This window comes from Candidatus Dormiibacterota bacterium (assembly GCA_035635555.1).
GTDB lineage: Bacteria > Acidobacteriota > Polarisedimenticolia > Gp22-AA2 > Gp22-AA2 > Gp22-AA3.
This window is the reverse complement of record DASQAT010000003.1, coordinates 63,641-77,697: the sequence shown is the minus strand read 5'-3', so window position 1 is coordinate 77,697 and position 14,057 is coordinate 63,641. Positions and strand designations below refer to the sequence as shown.

Genomic DNA, 14,057 nt, shown 5'->3' with positions numbered 1-14,057 from the left:
CTTCAGCGCTCCCCCCAGTGCAGCTTGTGCCTTAGGACCTCGAAGTACGATTTGCGCGGCGACCGGACCATCAGGATCGGCTGGCGGCTGCGCCGCACCCGGACCCGGTCCTTGGTCCTGAGCGCGTGGCCGACCTGGCCGTCCAGGGTCAGGTAGACCTCCGAATCACCGGTGTGCAGGCTGACTTCGGCCGTCGAATCGTCGGGCAGCACGAGGGGACGCATGCTCAGGGTGTGCGGGCAGATCGGCGTGATCAGGAAGGCCTTCAGGCTGGGGTGGATGATCGGCCCTCCGGCCGACAGCGAGTAGGCGGTCGAGCCGGTCGGCGTGGAGATGATCAGGCCGTCCGACTTGTAGGTGGTGACGGGATCACGATCGATCGACAGCCGGAGCTCGATGATGCGCGCCAGGGCCCCCTTGTTGATGACCGCATCATTGAGCGTCACCTGGCGCATCACGGTCTTTCCGCCGCGCACGATGCTGACCTCGAGACCGATGCGGCGGTCGAGGGCGTAGCGCCCGTCCAGGATTTCGATCAGGATCTCCTCCATCTCGCCGGGGCCGGTCTCGGTCAGGAAGCCGAGCCCGCCGAGATTGATGCCGAGGATCGGGCGGGGACGGGCGGCGAGGTCCCGGGCCACCATCAGGAGCGTGCCGTCACCGCCGATCACGATGTACAGGTCGGAAGGCCGGGCGGCGCCGCCGGGGACGCGGCCGTCCCGGCGGCGACCCAGGGCCCGCGCGGTGAACGGATCGAAGGTGACCGCGACGCGGCGCGCCTCCAGGAACCGCGCGCAATGGCGCGCGGCGAGACGGGCCTCGGCCGCCTGCCGCTTGGCGACGATGGTCACGGTCGAGATCGTTTTCCGCCGGGTCTCATCCGCCATGAACGATGCCTCCCAGAAGACGGTCCAGGGTCTCGCCGCGCAGCGCCCCCGCCGCGTCGAGGGACAGGTGCAGGAAGAACTCGCGGTTCCCTTCGGCTCCCGGAAGCGGCGAGACGCAGGCGCCGCGCACCGAGAACCCGGCCTTGTCCGCGGCCGCGGCCGCCGACAGGACCGACTTCAGGTGCTTCTCCGGCTCGCGCACGATCCCTCCCTTGCCGATCTCCCCCTTGCCCACTTCGAACTGCGGCTTCACCAGCGCCACGACGTCGGCGTCCTTCAGAAGGAGGGGCGGCAGCGGCGGGAAGATCAGCCTCAGGGAGATGAAGCTCACGTCGATCACCGCCAGATCCACCTGCTCCGGCAGATCATCCCGGGAGAGATACCGGGCGTTCCGCCCTTCGAGGACCACCACCCGGGGGTCGCTGCGCAGCGACCAGTCGAGAAGACCCCGGCCGACGTCGAGCGCGTACACGCGCGCCGCCCCGCGCCTGAGGAGGCAGTCGGTGAACCCTCCGGTCGAGGCGCCGATGTCCAGGGCCAGGCGCCCGGAGACCGCGACACGCAGGCTCGCGAGCGCCCCTTCCAGCTTGACACCGCCCCGCCCGACGAACGGGTGGTCGGGTGCCCGCACCTCGATCACGGCATCGGGAGACAGGAGCGTCCCCGGTTTCTGCCCCGCCTTGCCGTCGACGCGCACGACCCCCGCGAGAACCAGGGCCTGCGCGCGTTCCCGGCTCCTGGCCAGACCGCGCTCGACCAGCAGCCGGTCGAGGCGTTCCTTCGGCCGTCTGGCCGTCCCCGCCCCGGCGTGCCCCTCCGCGCGTTCGAGCCCCGGCTTCTCCCGGCGCACGCGGCTCAATTCGCGCGGTGGACGATGAAGCGCGCGAGGACTCCGAGCGCCCGTCCGCGGGTCCCGAAACGCAGAAGAGCGCGCTCGGCGCGCCCGATCGCCTCCTCCGCGCGGCGACGAGAACCCTCGACGCCCAGCAGGGCAGGGAACGTCGCCTTGCGGGACCGCGCGTCCTTGCCGAGGGTCTTGCCCAGTCGTTCGGGATCCCCTTCCCGGTCCAGGATGTCATCGACGATCTGGAAGGCCAGTCCCACGGCATCGCCGTAGGCGCGTAGCGCCCGGAGCTCCCGTCGGCCGACCCCCGCGATGATCCCGCCGATCTGCGCCGCCGCGGAGATCAGCGCCCCGGTCTTGCCCCGGTGGATCTTGAGGAGCGTCCCGTAGGAATAGGGGCGGCCCTCCGCCTCGAGATCCATCACCTGCCCGCCGATCATGCCGGTGACCCCCGCCGCGCGCGCCAGGAGACCTATCGACCGCATCTTGCGCGCCGCGAGACCCGGGCCACCCGGGTGCGTGGCGGCGATCTCGAAGGCGTGGTTGAGGAGCGCGTCCCCGGCCAGGATCGCCATCGCCTCTCCGAAGACGCGGTGGCTGGTGGCCCGTCCTCGGCGCAGGTCGTCGTTGTCGAGGGCCGGAAGATCGTCGTGGATCAGCGAGTAAGTGTGGATCATCTCGATCGCGGCCGCCACAGGAAGGACGTCGGACACGCGCCCCCCCAGCGCCCGGCAGGCGGTGATCGCCAGGATCGGCCGCAGACGCTTGCCCCCGGGGAACAGCGAGTACACCATGGCGCGGCGCACGGTCAGCGGGACCTCGACGCGGCTCGGCAGGAACCTGCGCAGGGCGGCATCGACGAGCCGTCGATCGCGTTGCATCCGCGCGGGAAGCCTCATGAGCGCCCGGGTTCCCCGCCCTCACCCTCGTCCTCGAACGGCGCGAGCTTCAGGTCGCCCTGCTCGCCGCGCGTCAGAACGTCGATGCGGCGCTGGGCCTCCTCGAGTTTCGCGGCGCAGAGCCTCGTGAGCGATACGCCTTCCTCGAAAAGCCGCAGCGAGTCCTCCAGCGGACGGTCCCCCTCCTCGAGGCTCTTGACGATCGCCTCCAGTCGCTCGAGCGCCTCCTCGAAACCCGGCTGCCTAGACCCCTTCTTCGCGCTCGCCATGGGCTCGGACCTCCGTGACCGCGCAGTCGAGACTGCCGCGGTGTAGCCTGATACTGACGGCGTCGCCGGCGCGCGCGGCGGTGCTGTCCTTCAGGATCGCCCCCGTGCTCTGCAGCCTGCAGATCGCGTAGCCGCGCCCCAGGACCGCGAGAGGGGACAGGGCCAGGAGTCTCTCGGCGTAGGCGGAGCACTGATCCCGCGCGCGCTGCAGCCGGGTCGTCATCGAAGCATGGAGAAGCCTGTCGAGGCCGTCGGCCCTGGCCCTGCGGTGCCGCAGGCGTCCCGCGAGTCTCTCCGGTGTCATGCGCTCCTTCAGGATCTCGAGGCGATGCCGCGCGTCCGTCGTCGTCCGCTCCAGGTGCGCCCCGAGGCGGAAGGTCAGATCGTCGACCCGCAGGGCCAGGTCGCGGAGCCGGTCGCGCACCGCCTCGCGCGCCCGCGCCGAGCCCGCGTCCTCGAGCGCGACGCCCGCCGCGGACAGCCGCAGGCGGGCCGCGGCGATCAGGCGCCCGCGCAGGGCCGCGATCCGATCCCCCAGCTCCTCCTTCGATCGGACCACCATCTCGGCCGCGGCCGACGGCGTGGGTGCCCGCAGATCGGCGACGAGATCGGCGATGGTCGTGTCCACCTCGTGTCCCACGGCGGAGACGACGGGGACGGTGGAGGCCGCGATGGCGCGCGCCACGCGCTCCTCGTTGAACGGCCAGAGGTCTTCGATCGAGCCGCCCCCGCGCGCCAGGATCAGAACGTCGATGCCACCGAGACGGTTCAGCATGCGAATCGACTCGACGATCTCGAGCGAGGCGCCCTCCCCCTGGACGCGGGACGGTGCGAGGACGATCTCGAGGTTCGCGAAGCGCCGGGCGAGGACCTTCAGGATGTCGCGCAGGGCGGCGCCCCGGGGGGACGCGACGATGCCGATGCGCCGCGGCAGGAGGGGCAGGGGCCGCTTGCGGGCGGGGTCGAAGAGACCCTCGGCCAGGAGGCGGGCCTTGAGCTGCTCGAACGCGAGTTGCAGGGCCCCGAGCCCGGCGGGCTCGAGCGCATCCACGATGATCTGAAAGGTGCCACGCGCTTCGTACAGGGTGATCCGCCCGCGCGCCAGGACCTTGAGGCCGTCCTCCGGACGGAAGGGGAGCGACTGGGAGGCGCCCCGGAACAGCACGGCGGCGATCTGCGCCGCCTCGTCCTTGAGCGTGAAGTAGGTGTGTCCCGAAGGATACTTGCGCAGGTTGCTGATCTCCCCCTCCACCCAGATCGATGGGAAGGACTCCTCCAGGATCTCCTGCGCCAGGGCGTTGAGCTCGCTGACGGTGTAGACGCGCCGCGTCTCGCGCGGCGCCGGTCCTGAAGCGCCCCCTCCCGGTGCGTCCGGGAGCGGCTCGTCAAACAGTCCGCGCATCCCCCGCTCCCGGCGTCCCGCCATCGGGGCGCACCTGGATCCTCTCGATCGAAAGGGCGCGCCCGCTCGTGTCGTCCGCCTCGAGAATGACGCCGCACATCCTCGGATCGCGCTTCGCTGTCGTGAAGCGGACCGGCATGCCGGTCAGGAACTTCTTGAGCGCGAGCTCCGTCTCGATCCCGATGACCGAATCGTACGCCCCGGTCATCCCCAGGTCGGTGATGTAACCCGTGCCTCGCGGCAGGATGATCTCGTCCGCGGTCTGCACGTGCGTGTGCGTGCCGACCACCGCGGTGACGCGTCCGTCGAGGTAGCGCCCCATCGCCGTCTTTTCGGAGGTCGCCTCGGCGTGGACGTCGACCAGGATCACGGCGGCCTTCCCCTCGAGACGCTTGAGGGCCTGGTCGACGATCGGGAAGGGGTTCTCGCACGGCGGCATGAACACACGTCCCATCAGGTTGATCACCGCCACCGGCACGCCCGCCGCCGTCTCACCGACGTAGAGGCCGTGGCCCGGGGCCCGGTCCGGGTAATTGAGCGGGCGGAGAAGACGGGGCTGGCCCGGCAGGTAATCGACGATCTCGACCTTGTCCCAGATGTGGTTCCCCGAGGTCATGCAATCGATGCCGCAGGCGAGGAGCTCCTCGCTGAGCTCGGGGGTGATGCCGAACCCGTCGGCGGCATTCTCGACGTTCGCCACGACGAAATCGATCGAGCGCGCCGCGACGAGCCGCGGCAGCTGCGACGCCAGGACGTGCCGCCCGGCGCGGCCGTTGACGTCTCCCAGGAAAGCGATGCGCATGCGTCGAACCCTCGTCTCTAGGTCGCGTAGTCCACGGCGCGGGTCTCGCGGATCACGCTGATGCGCACGGCGCCGGGATACTCGACTTCCTTCTGGATGCGGCTGGTGATCTCTTTCGACAGGGTCACGACGTCGGCGTCGTTCACCGCACCCGCCTCGACGAGGACCCGCACCTCTTTTCCGGAGCGCATGACGAAGGCGCGGCTGACGCCGTTGAAGGAGGAGGCGATCGCCTCCAGGCTGCGCATCCTCTCCATGAATCCCTGCAGGGTGGTGTCCTTTTCGCCGGGGCGGGCGACGATCGCCTTCTCGGCCACCTTCAGGATCGCCGCGTCGACCGACGGATCGCTCCCGCTCCCGTGCAGCGCCCGGATCGCCTGCACCACGCGAGCGTCCTCGTCGAGCCTCGCGGCCAGATCGGCGCTCACGAGGATCGGGTGCGTGTCGGCGCGCGATTCTTCGACCTGGCCGATCTCGTGCAGGAGACCGGCCCGCTTGACCACCTCGGGGTGAAGGCCCAGGAGCATGGCGATCTGCGTCGCCAGCCGCGCCACCTCCACCGAATGATCGAGCAGGTTGTACCCGAGCACCACACGGTACTTGAGCTTGCCGAGCAGGTGCTGCAGGCGCTGCGGCAGCCCCGTGATGCCGAGCTCGAACGCGGCGCTCTCGCCGAGGGAGTCGAGACTCTCCTCCATCTCGGCGCGCGCCCGCACGACCATCTCCTCGATGCGCGCGGGGTGGATCCGTCCGTCCTCGATCAGACGCTCGATCGCGTGCTTCGCCACGGCCCGACGGAACGGGTCGAAGCTCGACAGGACGATCGACTGGGGAGTCTCGTCCACGATGACGTCGACCCCGGTGGCCATCTCGAGCGCGCGGATGTTGCGTCCCTCGCGGCCGATGATCCGGCCCTTCATGTCGTCGTTCGGCAGCTTCACCGCCGTGACGACGCCGTCCATGAGGTCCGAGGCCGGCAGCCGCTGGATCGCCTCGGCGACGATGCGCCGCGCCCGCCCCCCCGCCTCGGCCAGCGCCTCGTCCTCGATGCGGCGGATGAGGCTGGCCGCCTCCTGCCGCGCCTCTGTCTCGATCTCCCGGATGAGCTCGCGGTGGGCGTCGCGCGCGCTGGTGCCGGCGATCCTCTCCAGGCGCTGCCGCCGCTCCAGGACGAGCGCCTGCGCCTCCTTCTCGAGCGACGCGGCGCGCTCCTCGCGCTCTTTCAGCTGCGCCACGCGCTCGTCGATCTCCTGCTGTTTCTGGCCCAGGAGCTGGAGCTTGCGGGTCACGTTGAGCTCCTGCTCGCGCAGGCGCGCCTCGGCGCTCTGCAGCTCCTCGCGCTTCTTGCGGGTCTGGCTCTCGAACCGGCCCTCGGCCGTCGCGCGCAGTTCCTCGGCCTCCAGCTCGGCCTCCTTGAGGCGCGTCTGGGCCCGGCTTTCCGCGTCGCTGACGATCCCCGAGGCGCGCCGCTCCGCTTGCGCCCGCAGGCGATCGCGCAGCAGGCGCAGCCCCAGCACCGCGGCGGCGGCCGCGAGCGCTGCTCCCAGGATGATGAGGACGTAGGTCACGATGTTCCTCGCGGGCAGTCGCGCTGAAGATGACCGGCGATCGATCGGCGGGGTACCGGGCCGGAGGAGGGCTCAGAACATGCTGAAACCCCGCTCAGCCGTGAGGAGAAGAACTATTTGAACCTGGACTACCAGTATGGGACCCTTGCCTTCGCTTCAGGCATCCCCGCGGACGGGGACGCTCACGACGAATGGACTCAGGCACCCGTTCAAATAGTGTTGGCTCAAAAGTACCGCTCCAACACGCACCTCGCAGGGTCGGAGCCGATGGTACCGCCCCGCCCCCTTCTCGTCAAGACCCGCGCAACGCAGGGTCCCAGCCCCCTTCCGGTCACGCGTCCGCGAAACAGCGCTCGAGCATGTCGATGAGTCGCGCCACGCGATCGGGACCGCCCTTCATGATCCCCGGATCGGGGCGCACGCCCCGGCGCGACTCGTCGGCGATGTTGAGGGCGGCAAGGATCGCCACCTTCAGCGAATCGACGGTGGCGGTGGCTTCGCTGACCTCGCGCATCTTGCGGTCCACGTACGAGGCCAGGTCCTGGATGTAGCCGGTCTCGCCCTCCCCGCGGAGGTTGTAGGACTGCCCGTAGATCTCCACCTGCACGAGACGGCCCTCTGTGCGTTCCATCGTGCGTCCCTCCCGCCGCGGGGTCAGTGCTCCCGCCTCGCCTCGCCGCCGCCTTCCTCCAGGCCGGCCATCAGTTCGAGCATCTGGCTCACGCGTCCGCGGATCGTCTGGCGCTCTTCACGCAGGAGGTCGAGCTGCTGGGACAGCTCCCGCACCTCGTCCCTGCCCCGCTCCGAGGCGGTGACCTGCGCCTGCGCCGAAGCCAGGGACTTCTCGAGGTCCCGGGTCCTGGCCAGGGCCGCGTCCTTCTCCCTGCGCAGGGAGCGAATGAGCTCGGTCGCCTTGACGATCTTCTGCTCCAGGAGATCGAGCTGCTGCAGATCGACCACGACTCTCTTCGGCTCCATCCTCACCTCCGCCCGTCGGGTTCGGTTCTCGTTCATTCCGGCACCGCACCGCGCAGTTCGACGTTCAGCTCGCGCCGCAGGGCACCGGTGATGGCGTCCACGCTCTCCTGCACCTCCTGCGCCAGGAGAGTCTTCTCCGGGTGCTGGAGGACGATCTGCACCGCGAGGCTCCTGCACCCGGGCGGCACCCCGGGACCGGTGTACAGATCGAACGCCAGCACTTCGACCACCGGCAGGAGGCTGTGCCTGCGGATGGTCCGCTCGATCGCCTCGAACGTGGTCGCCGGGCCCGTGACGATCGCCAGATCTCGACGCACCGCCGGGTAGCGGGCGAGAGGATGGTACCGACGCGTGGGTTCCCGGACCGCCTCGATCCCGGACAGATCGAGCTCGCCTCCGAACGCCGGCCGATCGATGCCGAAGCGCTCCCGCTGCGACCTCTTGATCTCGCCGACGACGCCCAGCACGCGGTCCCCGCTCGAGACGGTCAGAGCACGTCCCTCCTCCAGGAACGGAATTCTATCCGAAGAAAAGGTCACGGTGGGGACTCCGACGAGCTTCGCGAGGAGCTCGACCGCGCCCTTGGCGTCGAACACGTCGGTGTCGCGCCCCGGCAGGCTCCAGTGGGTGGGGACGCCCCGGCCGGCCAGCACGAATGCCAGCGTCGGCTTCTCCCGGGGGAGCGGGGAGCCCGGCAGAAACGCCGTGCCGATTTCGAACAGGCGGACCGCCGCGAGTCCGTGATTCAGGTTGTGCGCCAGGTTGCGCAGGAGACCGGGAAGCAGGCTGGTGCGCAGGAACGCCGCGTTCGCCTGCAGCGGGTTGGTCAGAGCCAGGGGCGCCGCCGCGCCGGGGGCGAATTGTCCGGCGTCCTCCCCATCCACCATGACGTAGTTGATCGCCTCGGAGAGACCGGCGGCCTGCATCGCCCCTCGCGCGGCGACCAGGGTCGCGTCCAGGGGCGTCCGGCCTTCCCCCTCGGAGGCCACGATCGGAAGGCTCTCCGGGATGACGCCGTAGCCGCGTTGGCGCGCCACCTCCTCGATCACATCCACCTCGCGCTCGACGTCGCGACGGAAGGACGGCACCGACACGGACCAGACGCCGTCGGGCCCCGGTGCGACGGCGAATCCGAGCCGTTCGAGGGGATCGCGCATGTCGCGCTCTTCGAACGGCGTGCCGAGCAGGTCCCGCGCCCGCGCCGGGCGGAACGTGATGACTCGTTTCGGCTGCGGCCGCGGATGGACATCGATCGGCCGCGACGTCACCACGCCGCCCGTGATGGAGGCGATGATCTGCGCCGCCCGGTCGAGGGCCGGCAGGACCGCCTCCGGATCGGCGCCCCGCTCGAAACGGTGTGACGCGTCGGTGCGCAGACCGAGGGCGCGCGCGGCGCGCCGCACCGGCACGGGCTCGAACCAGGCGCTTTCCAGGAGCACGTTCGACGTCCCCTGACCGATCCCGCTCGCCTCTCCGCCCATGATGCCGGCCAGGGCGACGGCCTTCCTGGCGTCGGCGATCACCAGCACGTCCGATGTCAGCTCCCTCGCGGCGCCGTCCAGGGTCGTGAGGCGCTCGCCGGGTCGCGCGCGCCGGACGATGATCCGCCGGCCCTCCAGCCGGTCCAGGTCGAAGGGGTGCAGCGGGTGGCCCATCTCCCACAGCACGAAGTTGGTCGCGTCCACGACGTTGTTGATGGCACGCTGCCCGATCGACTCCAGGCGGCGGCGCAGCCAGTCGGGAGAGGGGCCCACCCTCGCGCCGAGGACGCAACGCGCGGCGTAGCGCGCGCACAGGTCCGGCGCCTCGACGATGACCGAGGCGCGCTCCTCCGTCGGCGGTCCCGTGGCCTGGACCGAGACGTCCGGCGGCCGCAGCTGCGCCGCCGTCAGCGCAGCATACTCCCGCGCCACGCCCAGATGGTTCATGCAGTCGGGCCGGTTGGTGAAGATGTCGAAGTCGTACAGAGTGTCGCCGTCGCGCGTCTCGATCCCGTCCAGGGGCAGGCCGGCCGCGGTCAGGCGCTCGCCCACGCGCTCCGGCTCCTCCGCGATGCCGACGTATGTCTGCAGCCATTCGTGACTGAACTTCATGCGCGCGATCCTGCGACCGTTTCCGGCATCACCCGGGGAACTGCGACAGGAACCTCAGATCGTTCTCGAAGAACAGGCGGATGTCGTCGATGCCGTGCTTGAGCATGGCGATGCGATCGATCCCCAGGCCGAACGCGAACCCGGTGTAGCGCTCCGGGTCGTACCCCACCTTCTCGAAGACGGCGGGGTGGACCATGCCGGCTCCCCCCATCTCGATATAGCCGGTTCCCTTGCAGCGGTTGCAGCCCGCGCCCGCGCAGAAGATGCAGGAGATGTCGTATTCCGCGCCGGGCTCCACGAACGGGAAGTAGGATGGGCGCAGCCGGATCTTGACGGAGGGCCCGAACACCCGGCGGCAGAAGTGCGCCAGGGTCCCCTTCAGGTGCGCGAACGTGATCCCCGCGTCGACGACCAGCCCCTCGACCTGGTGGAAGACGGGGGAATGGGTCACGTCCGAGTCTCGGCGGAACACTTTGCCGAGAGCCACCATCCTGACCGGCGGCCGGCGCTCCTGCATCGTGCGGATCTGCACCGGGGAGGTGTGGGTCCGCAGCAGCAGGCCGCCCTCCACGTAGAACGTGTCCTGCATGTCGCGCGCCGGATGGTGCGGCGGTATGTTGAGGGCCTCGAAGTTGTAGAAGTCGGTCTCGACCTCCGGCCCGGTCTCGAGGGTGTATCCCATCTCGAGGAAAATCTCCTCGATGAGAGCGCGCACCTGGGTGACGGGATGCGAGGTTCCGGGCTGCTGCGACCGGCCGGGCAGGGTCAGGTCGATCGCCCCGTCTTTCCCTTCGCCGCGGGCGACCCGGCTGCGCGCCGCCTCGAGCGCCGTCTCGACGTGGGCCTTGAGCTCGTTCACGGCCTTGCCCGGGATGGCGCGCTCGCCGGCCGGGACGTCGCGCAGATCCCGGAGCAGGAGGGTCAGGAGCCCGGCCTTGCGGCCGACGTACCGTGTGCGCACCTGCTCGAGAGCGGCGGCGTCGCGCGCCGCCGCCACATCGTGATCGAACTGTCGGCGAATCTCCTGGACGCGGCCTTTCACGGAGGCTCCCGGCGCCGCCGCGGGCGGCGCCCCACGTCCCTAGGCGACGCCGAGGGCGCTCTTGGCGGTCTCTGCCAGCGCGGCGAAGCTCTTGGGATCGGTCACGGCGAGGTCGGCCAGGATCTTGCGATCGATCGCCACTCCGGCCTTCGCCAGCCCGGACATGAGGCGGCTGTAAGACAGGCTGTTCTGGCGCGCCGCCGCGTTGATGCGCACGATCCACAGGCTCCTGAACTCGCGCTTGCGGGCCCGTCGGTCGCGGTAGGCGTAGCCGAGCGATTTCTCGATTGCCTCCTTGGCCGCGCGGTACAGCTTGCTCTTGCCGGTGTAATACCCCTTCGCCAGCTTGAGCATCTTCTTGCGTCGATGACGTCTCTTTGTTCCTCTCTTGACTCTCGGCACGTGGGCTCTCTCCTAGGGTCGGCCGTACGGAAGCATCTCGCGCACCCGGCGCCTGTCCGACTTGCTGACCAGGGCCTCCATGTCCAGGTGGCGCTTTCTCTTCGTCGTCTTGCTGCTGAGAATGTGACGCTTGTAGGCGCGGCTTCGCTTGACCTTGCCGGTCGAGGACAACCGGAAGCGCTTGGCCGCGCCCCTCTTGGTCTTCATCTTGGGCATGCGTGCCTCTCCTAGGGACCGCGCCGGCCCGGCGAGATCTTCTCCGCCGGGTTGCCGGGGGGCGCCGGGACGGGCGCCTTCTCGGACCACTTCTTCGGCGCCAGGATCATGTCGAGGAACGGACCTTCCTGGCGCGGCTCGTTCTCGACGATTCCGAAATCGCCCACCTCCTGTCGCAGGCGGGTGAGGATCCTGTACCCGATATCGCGGTGCATGTTCTCGCGGCCCCTGAAAATGACCGTCGCCTTCACCTTCTTTCCCTTGGTGAGGAAGCGGATGATGTTGTTCTTCTTGAACTCGTAGTCGTGCTCGTCGGTCTTGGGGCGGAACTTCACCTCCTTGACCTGGATGGTCTTCTGCTTCTTCTTGGCCTCCTGGGCCTTCTTGTTGAGCTGATACCGGTACTTCCCGTAGTCCAGGATGCGGCAGACCGGCGGGACCGCGTCGGGGGAGACTTCGACCAGGTCCAGCCCGCCCTCCGTGGCTATCCGCAGGGCCTGATCGGGGGACATGATCCCGAGCTGCGCCCCGTCCGGCCCGATGACACGCACTTCCCGGGCCCGGATTTTTTCGTTGACCCTTAGTTTTTTCTCGATGGTGTTCTTCCTCCCGCCCCCGTCCACCAGGGGCCCAGCGTTCGGTTGACCGGGTAAACCGTTCAGGGCCCGAGTTCGCGCCCGGCGTTCATCCTGACCAGTCGGTCACGGACCGCCTCGACGCCCATCGGACCCAGGTCCCCCTCCCTGCGGCTGCGCAGCGCCACGGTCGCGTCCCGCTCCTCGCGATCGCCCGCGACCAGCATGTAGGGGATCTTCTTGATCTGCGCCTCGCGGATCTTGGCGCCGATCTTCTCGTTGCGATCGTCGAGGGCGCAGCGCAGACCCGCGGCGCGCAGGACGTCCAGGATCCGGCCGCCGTACCCGCGCGTCCGATCGGTGATCGGCAGGACCACCGCCTGCACGGGGGCAAGCCACAGCGGGAAGGCGCCGGCGTAGTGCTCCACCAGCCCGCCCATGAAGCGCTCGAGCGACCCGTAGATGGCGCGGTGCACCATCACGACCGGTGTCTGCGATCCGTCCGGGGCGACGTAGTGGATTCCCAGGCGCTGCGGCAGATTGAAGTCGAACTGGACGGTCGGCCCCTGCCAGGGGCGGCCGATGGCGTCGAACATCCGCACGTCGATCTTCGGACCATAGAAGACCGCTTCGCCTTCGCGCCGGATGTACTGCAGGCCGCGCGACCCGAGGGCCTGCGTCAGCGCGTCCTCCGCCATCGTCCATCCGGCATCGTCCCCGGCGTATTTCTCGGGATGGGAGGGGTCGCGGACCGACAGATCGACCTCGTAGCGCTCGTACCCGAAGGTCTTCAGAAAGAAGATGACCAGATCGAGCACCCCCTTGATCTCGTCCAGGATCTGATCGCGCGTGCAGTAGATGTGGGCGTCGTCCTGCGTGAATCCCCGCACCCGCATCATGCCGTGCAGGACCCCCGATCGCTCGTAGCGGTACACCGTTCCCAGCTCGGCGTAGCGGATCGGCAGCTCGCGGTACGAGCGCAATCGCGACTTGTAGATCAGGGAGTGGCCCGGGCAGTTCATCGGCTTGATGACGTAGCCGGACTCCTCGATCTCGAAGGTGTACATGTTCTCTTTGTAGTAATCGAGATGACCGGACATCCGCCACAGCTCGTCGCGTGCGATGTGAGGCGTGGTGACGAGCTGATAGCCCCTCTGCCTGTGCTCGTCCTTCCAGAAATCCTCCAGGACCTGCCGCACGAGGGTGCCGTGCGGGTGCCAGAAGATGAGCCCCGGCCCGGCGGATTCCTCGACGCTGAACAGATCGAGCGCCGGCCCGAGCCTGCGATGGTCGCGCTTTTTGGCCTCTTCGAGCAGTCGCAGGTGCTCTTGGAGCTGCTCCTCGGTCGCGAAGGCCGTGCCGTAGATCCTCTGCAGCTGCTGGTTCTTCTCGGAACCCTTCCAGTAGGCGCCGGCTATCGACAGCAGCTTGAACGCGCCGATCCGGCCGGTCGAGGGCAGATGCGGGCCGGTGCAGAAATCCATGAACTTGTCCTGCCTGTAGCACGAGACCACCGCGCCGCCCTTCTCGTCGACGAGCTCCACCTTCAGGTTGTCGCCCAGCGACCGGAAGTAGGCGAGGGCCTCCTGCTTCGGCTGCTCGATGCGCCTGATCGGGAAGTCCTTCGACTTGATGTCGCGCATGCGCGCCTCGATGCGCTCGAGATCCGCGGGTGTGAACGGCTCCGCGCGCTCGAAATCGTAGAAGAAGCCCTCCTCTGTCGCGGGGCCGATGCCGATTTTCACCTCGGGGAACAGGTCCTTGACCGCGTTCGCCAGAAGGTGCGAGGTGGTGTGCCGGAAGATCTCCAGAGCCCCGGGCGAATCGGGCGTGAGAAACTCCACCCGGGCGCTCCGATCCAGCGGCAGGTAGATGTCTCTGGCGATCCCGTCCACGACCGCGGCGATGGCGCGCTTCGCGAGATCGGCGTCCAGGGACGCGGCGATCTGGCTCAGGGGGGTGCCGCGCGTGAACGCGCGGACTGCCCCGCCGGGCAGGATCACTTCGACGGTCTCCACGGCGCTCTGTCCTTTCAATCGTGGCGCCCCATCCTGTCCCTGGTTTCGCCCGGGCCGGGGTC

Annotated in this window: 15 protein-coding genes and 1 other RNA gene; all 16 read right to left on the bottom strand. The window is 69.2% G+C overall.

The annotated features are described in order from the left end of the window. Positions 1–2: 2 nt before the first annotated feature. The 16 genes from VEW47_01100 to thrS all read right to left on the bottom strand — a co-directional run bounded on the left by VEW47_01100 (position 3) and on the right by thrS (position 14,013). Positions 3–887 (bottom strand): NAD(+)/NADH kinase, encoded by an 885-nt coding sequence (locus tag VEW47_01100; GenBank protein ID HYS03764.1) that lies wholly within the window; start codon positions 885–887, stop codon positions 3–5. Beyond that, positions 877–1,737: a TlyA family RNA methyltransferase gene (locus VEW47_01095; protein ID HYS03763.1), complete on the bottom strand. Its 861-nt coding sequence runs from the start codon at positions 1,735–1,737 to the stop codon at positions 877–879. The genes VEW47_01100 and VEW47_01095 overlap by 11 nt, the downstream gene beginning before the upstream one ends. A gap of 5 nt (positions 1,738–1,742) precedes the next feature. Continuing rightward, complete coding sequence (locus tag VEW47_01090) at positions 1,743–2,612, bottom strand: farnesyl diphosphate synthase (protein ID HYS03762.1); 870 nt, start codon at positions 2,610–2,612, stop codon at positions 1,743–1,745. Positions 2,613–2,626: 14 nt separating this feature from the next. Continuing rightward, the gene (locus VEW47_01085) at positions 2,627–2,899 is read right to left on the bottom strand and encodes an exodeoxyribonuclease VII small subunit (protein ID HYS03761.1); all 273 of its coding nucleotides are present in this window, start codon (positions 2,897–2,899) and stop codon (positions 2,627–2,629) included. Continuing rightward, entirely contained in the window at positions 2,874–4,301 is a 1,428-nt protein-coding gene (gene xseA, locus VEW47_01080; GenBank protein ID HYS03760.1) for an exodeoxyribonuclease VII large subunit, read from the bottom strand. The genes VEW47_01085 and xseA overlap by 26 nt, the downstream gene beginning before the upstream one ends. Further along, the gene (locus tag VEW47_01075) at positions 4,285–5,103 is read right to left on the bottom strand and encodes a TIGR00282 family metallophosphoesterase (protein ID HYS03759.1); all 819 of its coding nucleotides are present in this window, start codon (positions 5,101–5,103) and stop codon (positions 4,285–4,287) included. Before VEW47_01075 ends, xseA begins: the two co-directional genes overlap by 17 nt. A gap of 17 nt (positions 5,104–5,120) precedes the next feature. Then, positions 5,121–6,671, bottom strand: a complete 1,551-nt coding sequence (rny, locus tag VEW47_01070; protein ID HYS03758.1) for a ribonuclease Y — start codon at positions 6,669–6,671, stop codon at positions 5,121–5,123. Between the two features lie 83 nt (positions 6,672–6,754). Then, a non-coding RNA gene (gene ssrS / locus VEW47_01065) (6S RNA) lies at positions 6,755–6,933 on the bottom strand. A gap of 69 nt (positions 6,934–7,002) precedes the next feature. Continuing rightward, positions 7,003–7,302: a cell division protein ZapA gene (locus VEW47_01060; protein HYS03757.1), complete on the bottom strand. Its 300-nt coding sequence runs from the start codon at positions 7,300–7,302 to the stop codon at positions 7,003–7,005. Between the two features lie 23 nt (positions 7,303–7,325). Then, positions 7,326–7,649, bottom strand: coding sequence for a hypothetical protein (locus VEW47_01055; protein ID HYS03756.1), 324 nt, complete (start codon positions 7,647–7,649; stop codon positions 7,326–7,328). Positions 7,650–7,681: 32 nt separating this feature from the next. Next, a complete protein-coding gene (pheT, locus tag VEW47_01050; GenBank protein ID HYS03755.1) occupies positions 7,682–9,742 on the bottom strand; it encodes a phenylalanine--tRNA ligase subunit beta in 2,061 nt (686 codons plus the stop codon). 28 nt (positions 9,743–9,770) lie between these two features. After that, on the bottom strand, positions 9,771–10,784 hold the full coding sequence (gene pheS, locus VEW47_01045; protein ID HYS03754.1) for a phenylalanine--tRNA ligase subunit alpha: 1,014 nt from the start codon (positions 10,782–10,784) through the stop codon (positions 9,771–9,773). 39 nt (positions 10,785–10,823) lie between these two features. Then, a complete protein-coding gene (gene rplT / locus VEW47_01040) occupies positions 10,824–11,186 on the bottom strand; it encodes a 50S ribosomal protein L20 (GenBank protein HYS03753.1) in 363 nt (120 codons plus the stop codon). 12 nt (positions 11,187–11,198) lie between these two features. Next, positions 11,199–11,402, bottom strand: coding sequence for a 50S ribosomal protein L35 (gene rpmI / locus VEW47_01035; GenBank protein HYS03752.1), 204 nt, complete (start codon positions 11,400–11,402; stop codon positions 11,199–11,201). Between the two features lie 11 nt (positions 11,403–11,413). Next, positions 11,414–12,025, bottom strand: a complete 612-nt coding sequence (gene infC / locus VEW47_01030) for a translation initiation factor IF-3 (GenBank protein HYS03751.1) — start codon at positions 12,023–12,025, stop codon at positions 11,414–11,416. A 35-nt stretch (positions 12,026–12,060) separates the two neighbouring features. Continuing rightward, a complete protein-coding gene (gene thrS, locus VEW47_01025; GenBank protein ID HYS03750.1) occupies positions 12,061–14,013 on the bottom strand; it encodes a threonine--tRNA ligase in 1,953 nt (650 codons plus the stop codon). Positions 14,014–14,057 lie beyond the last annotated feature (44 nt).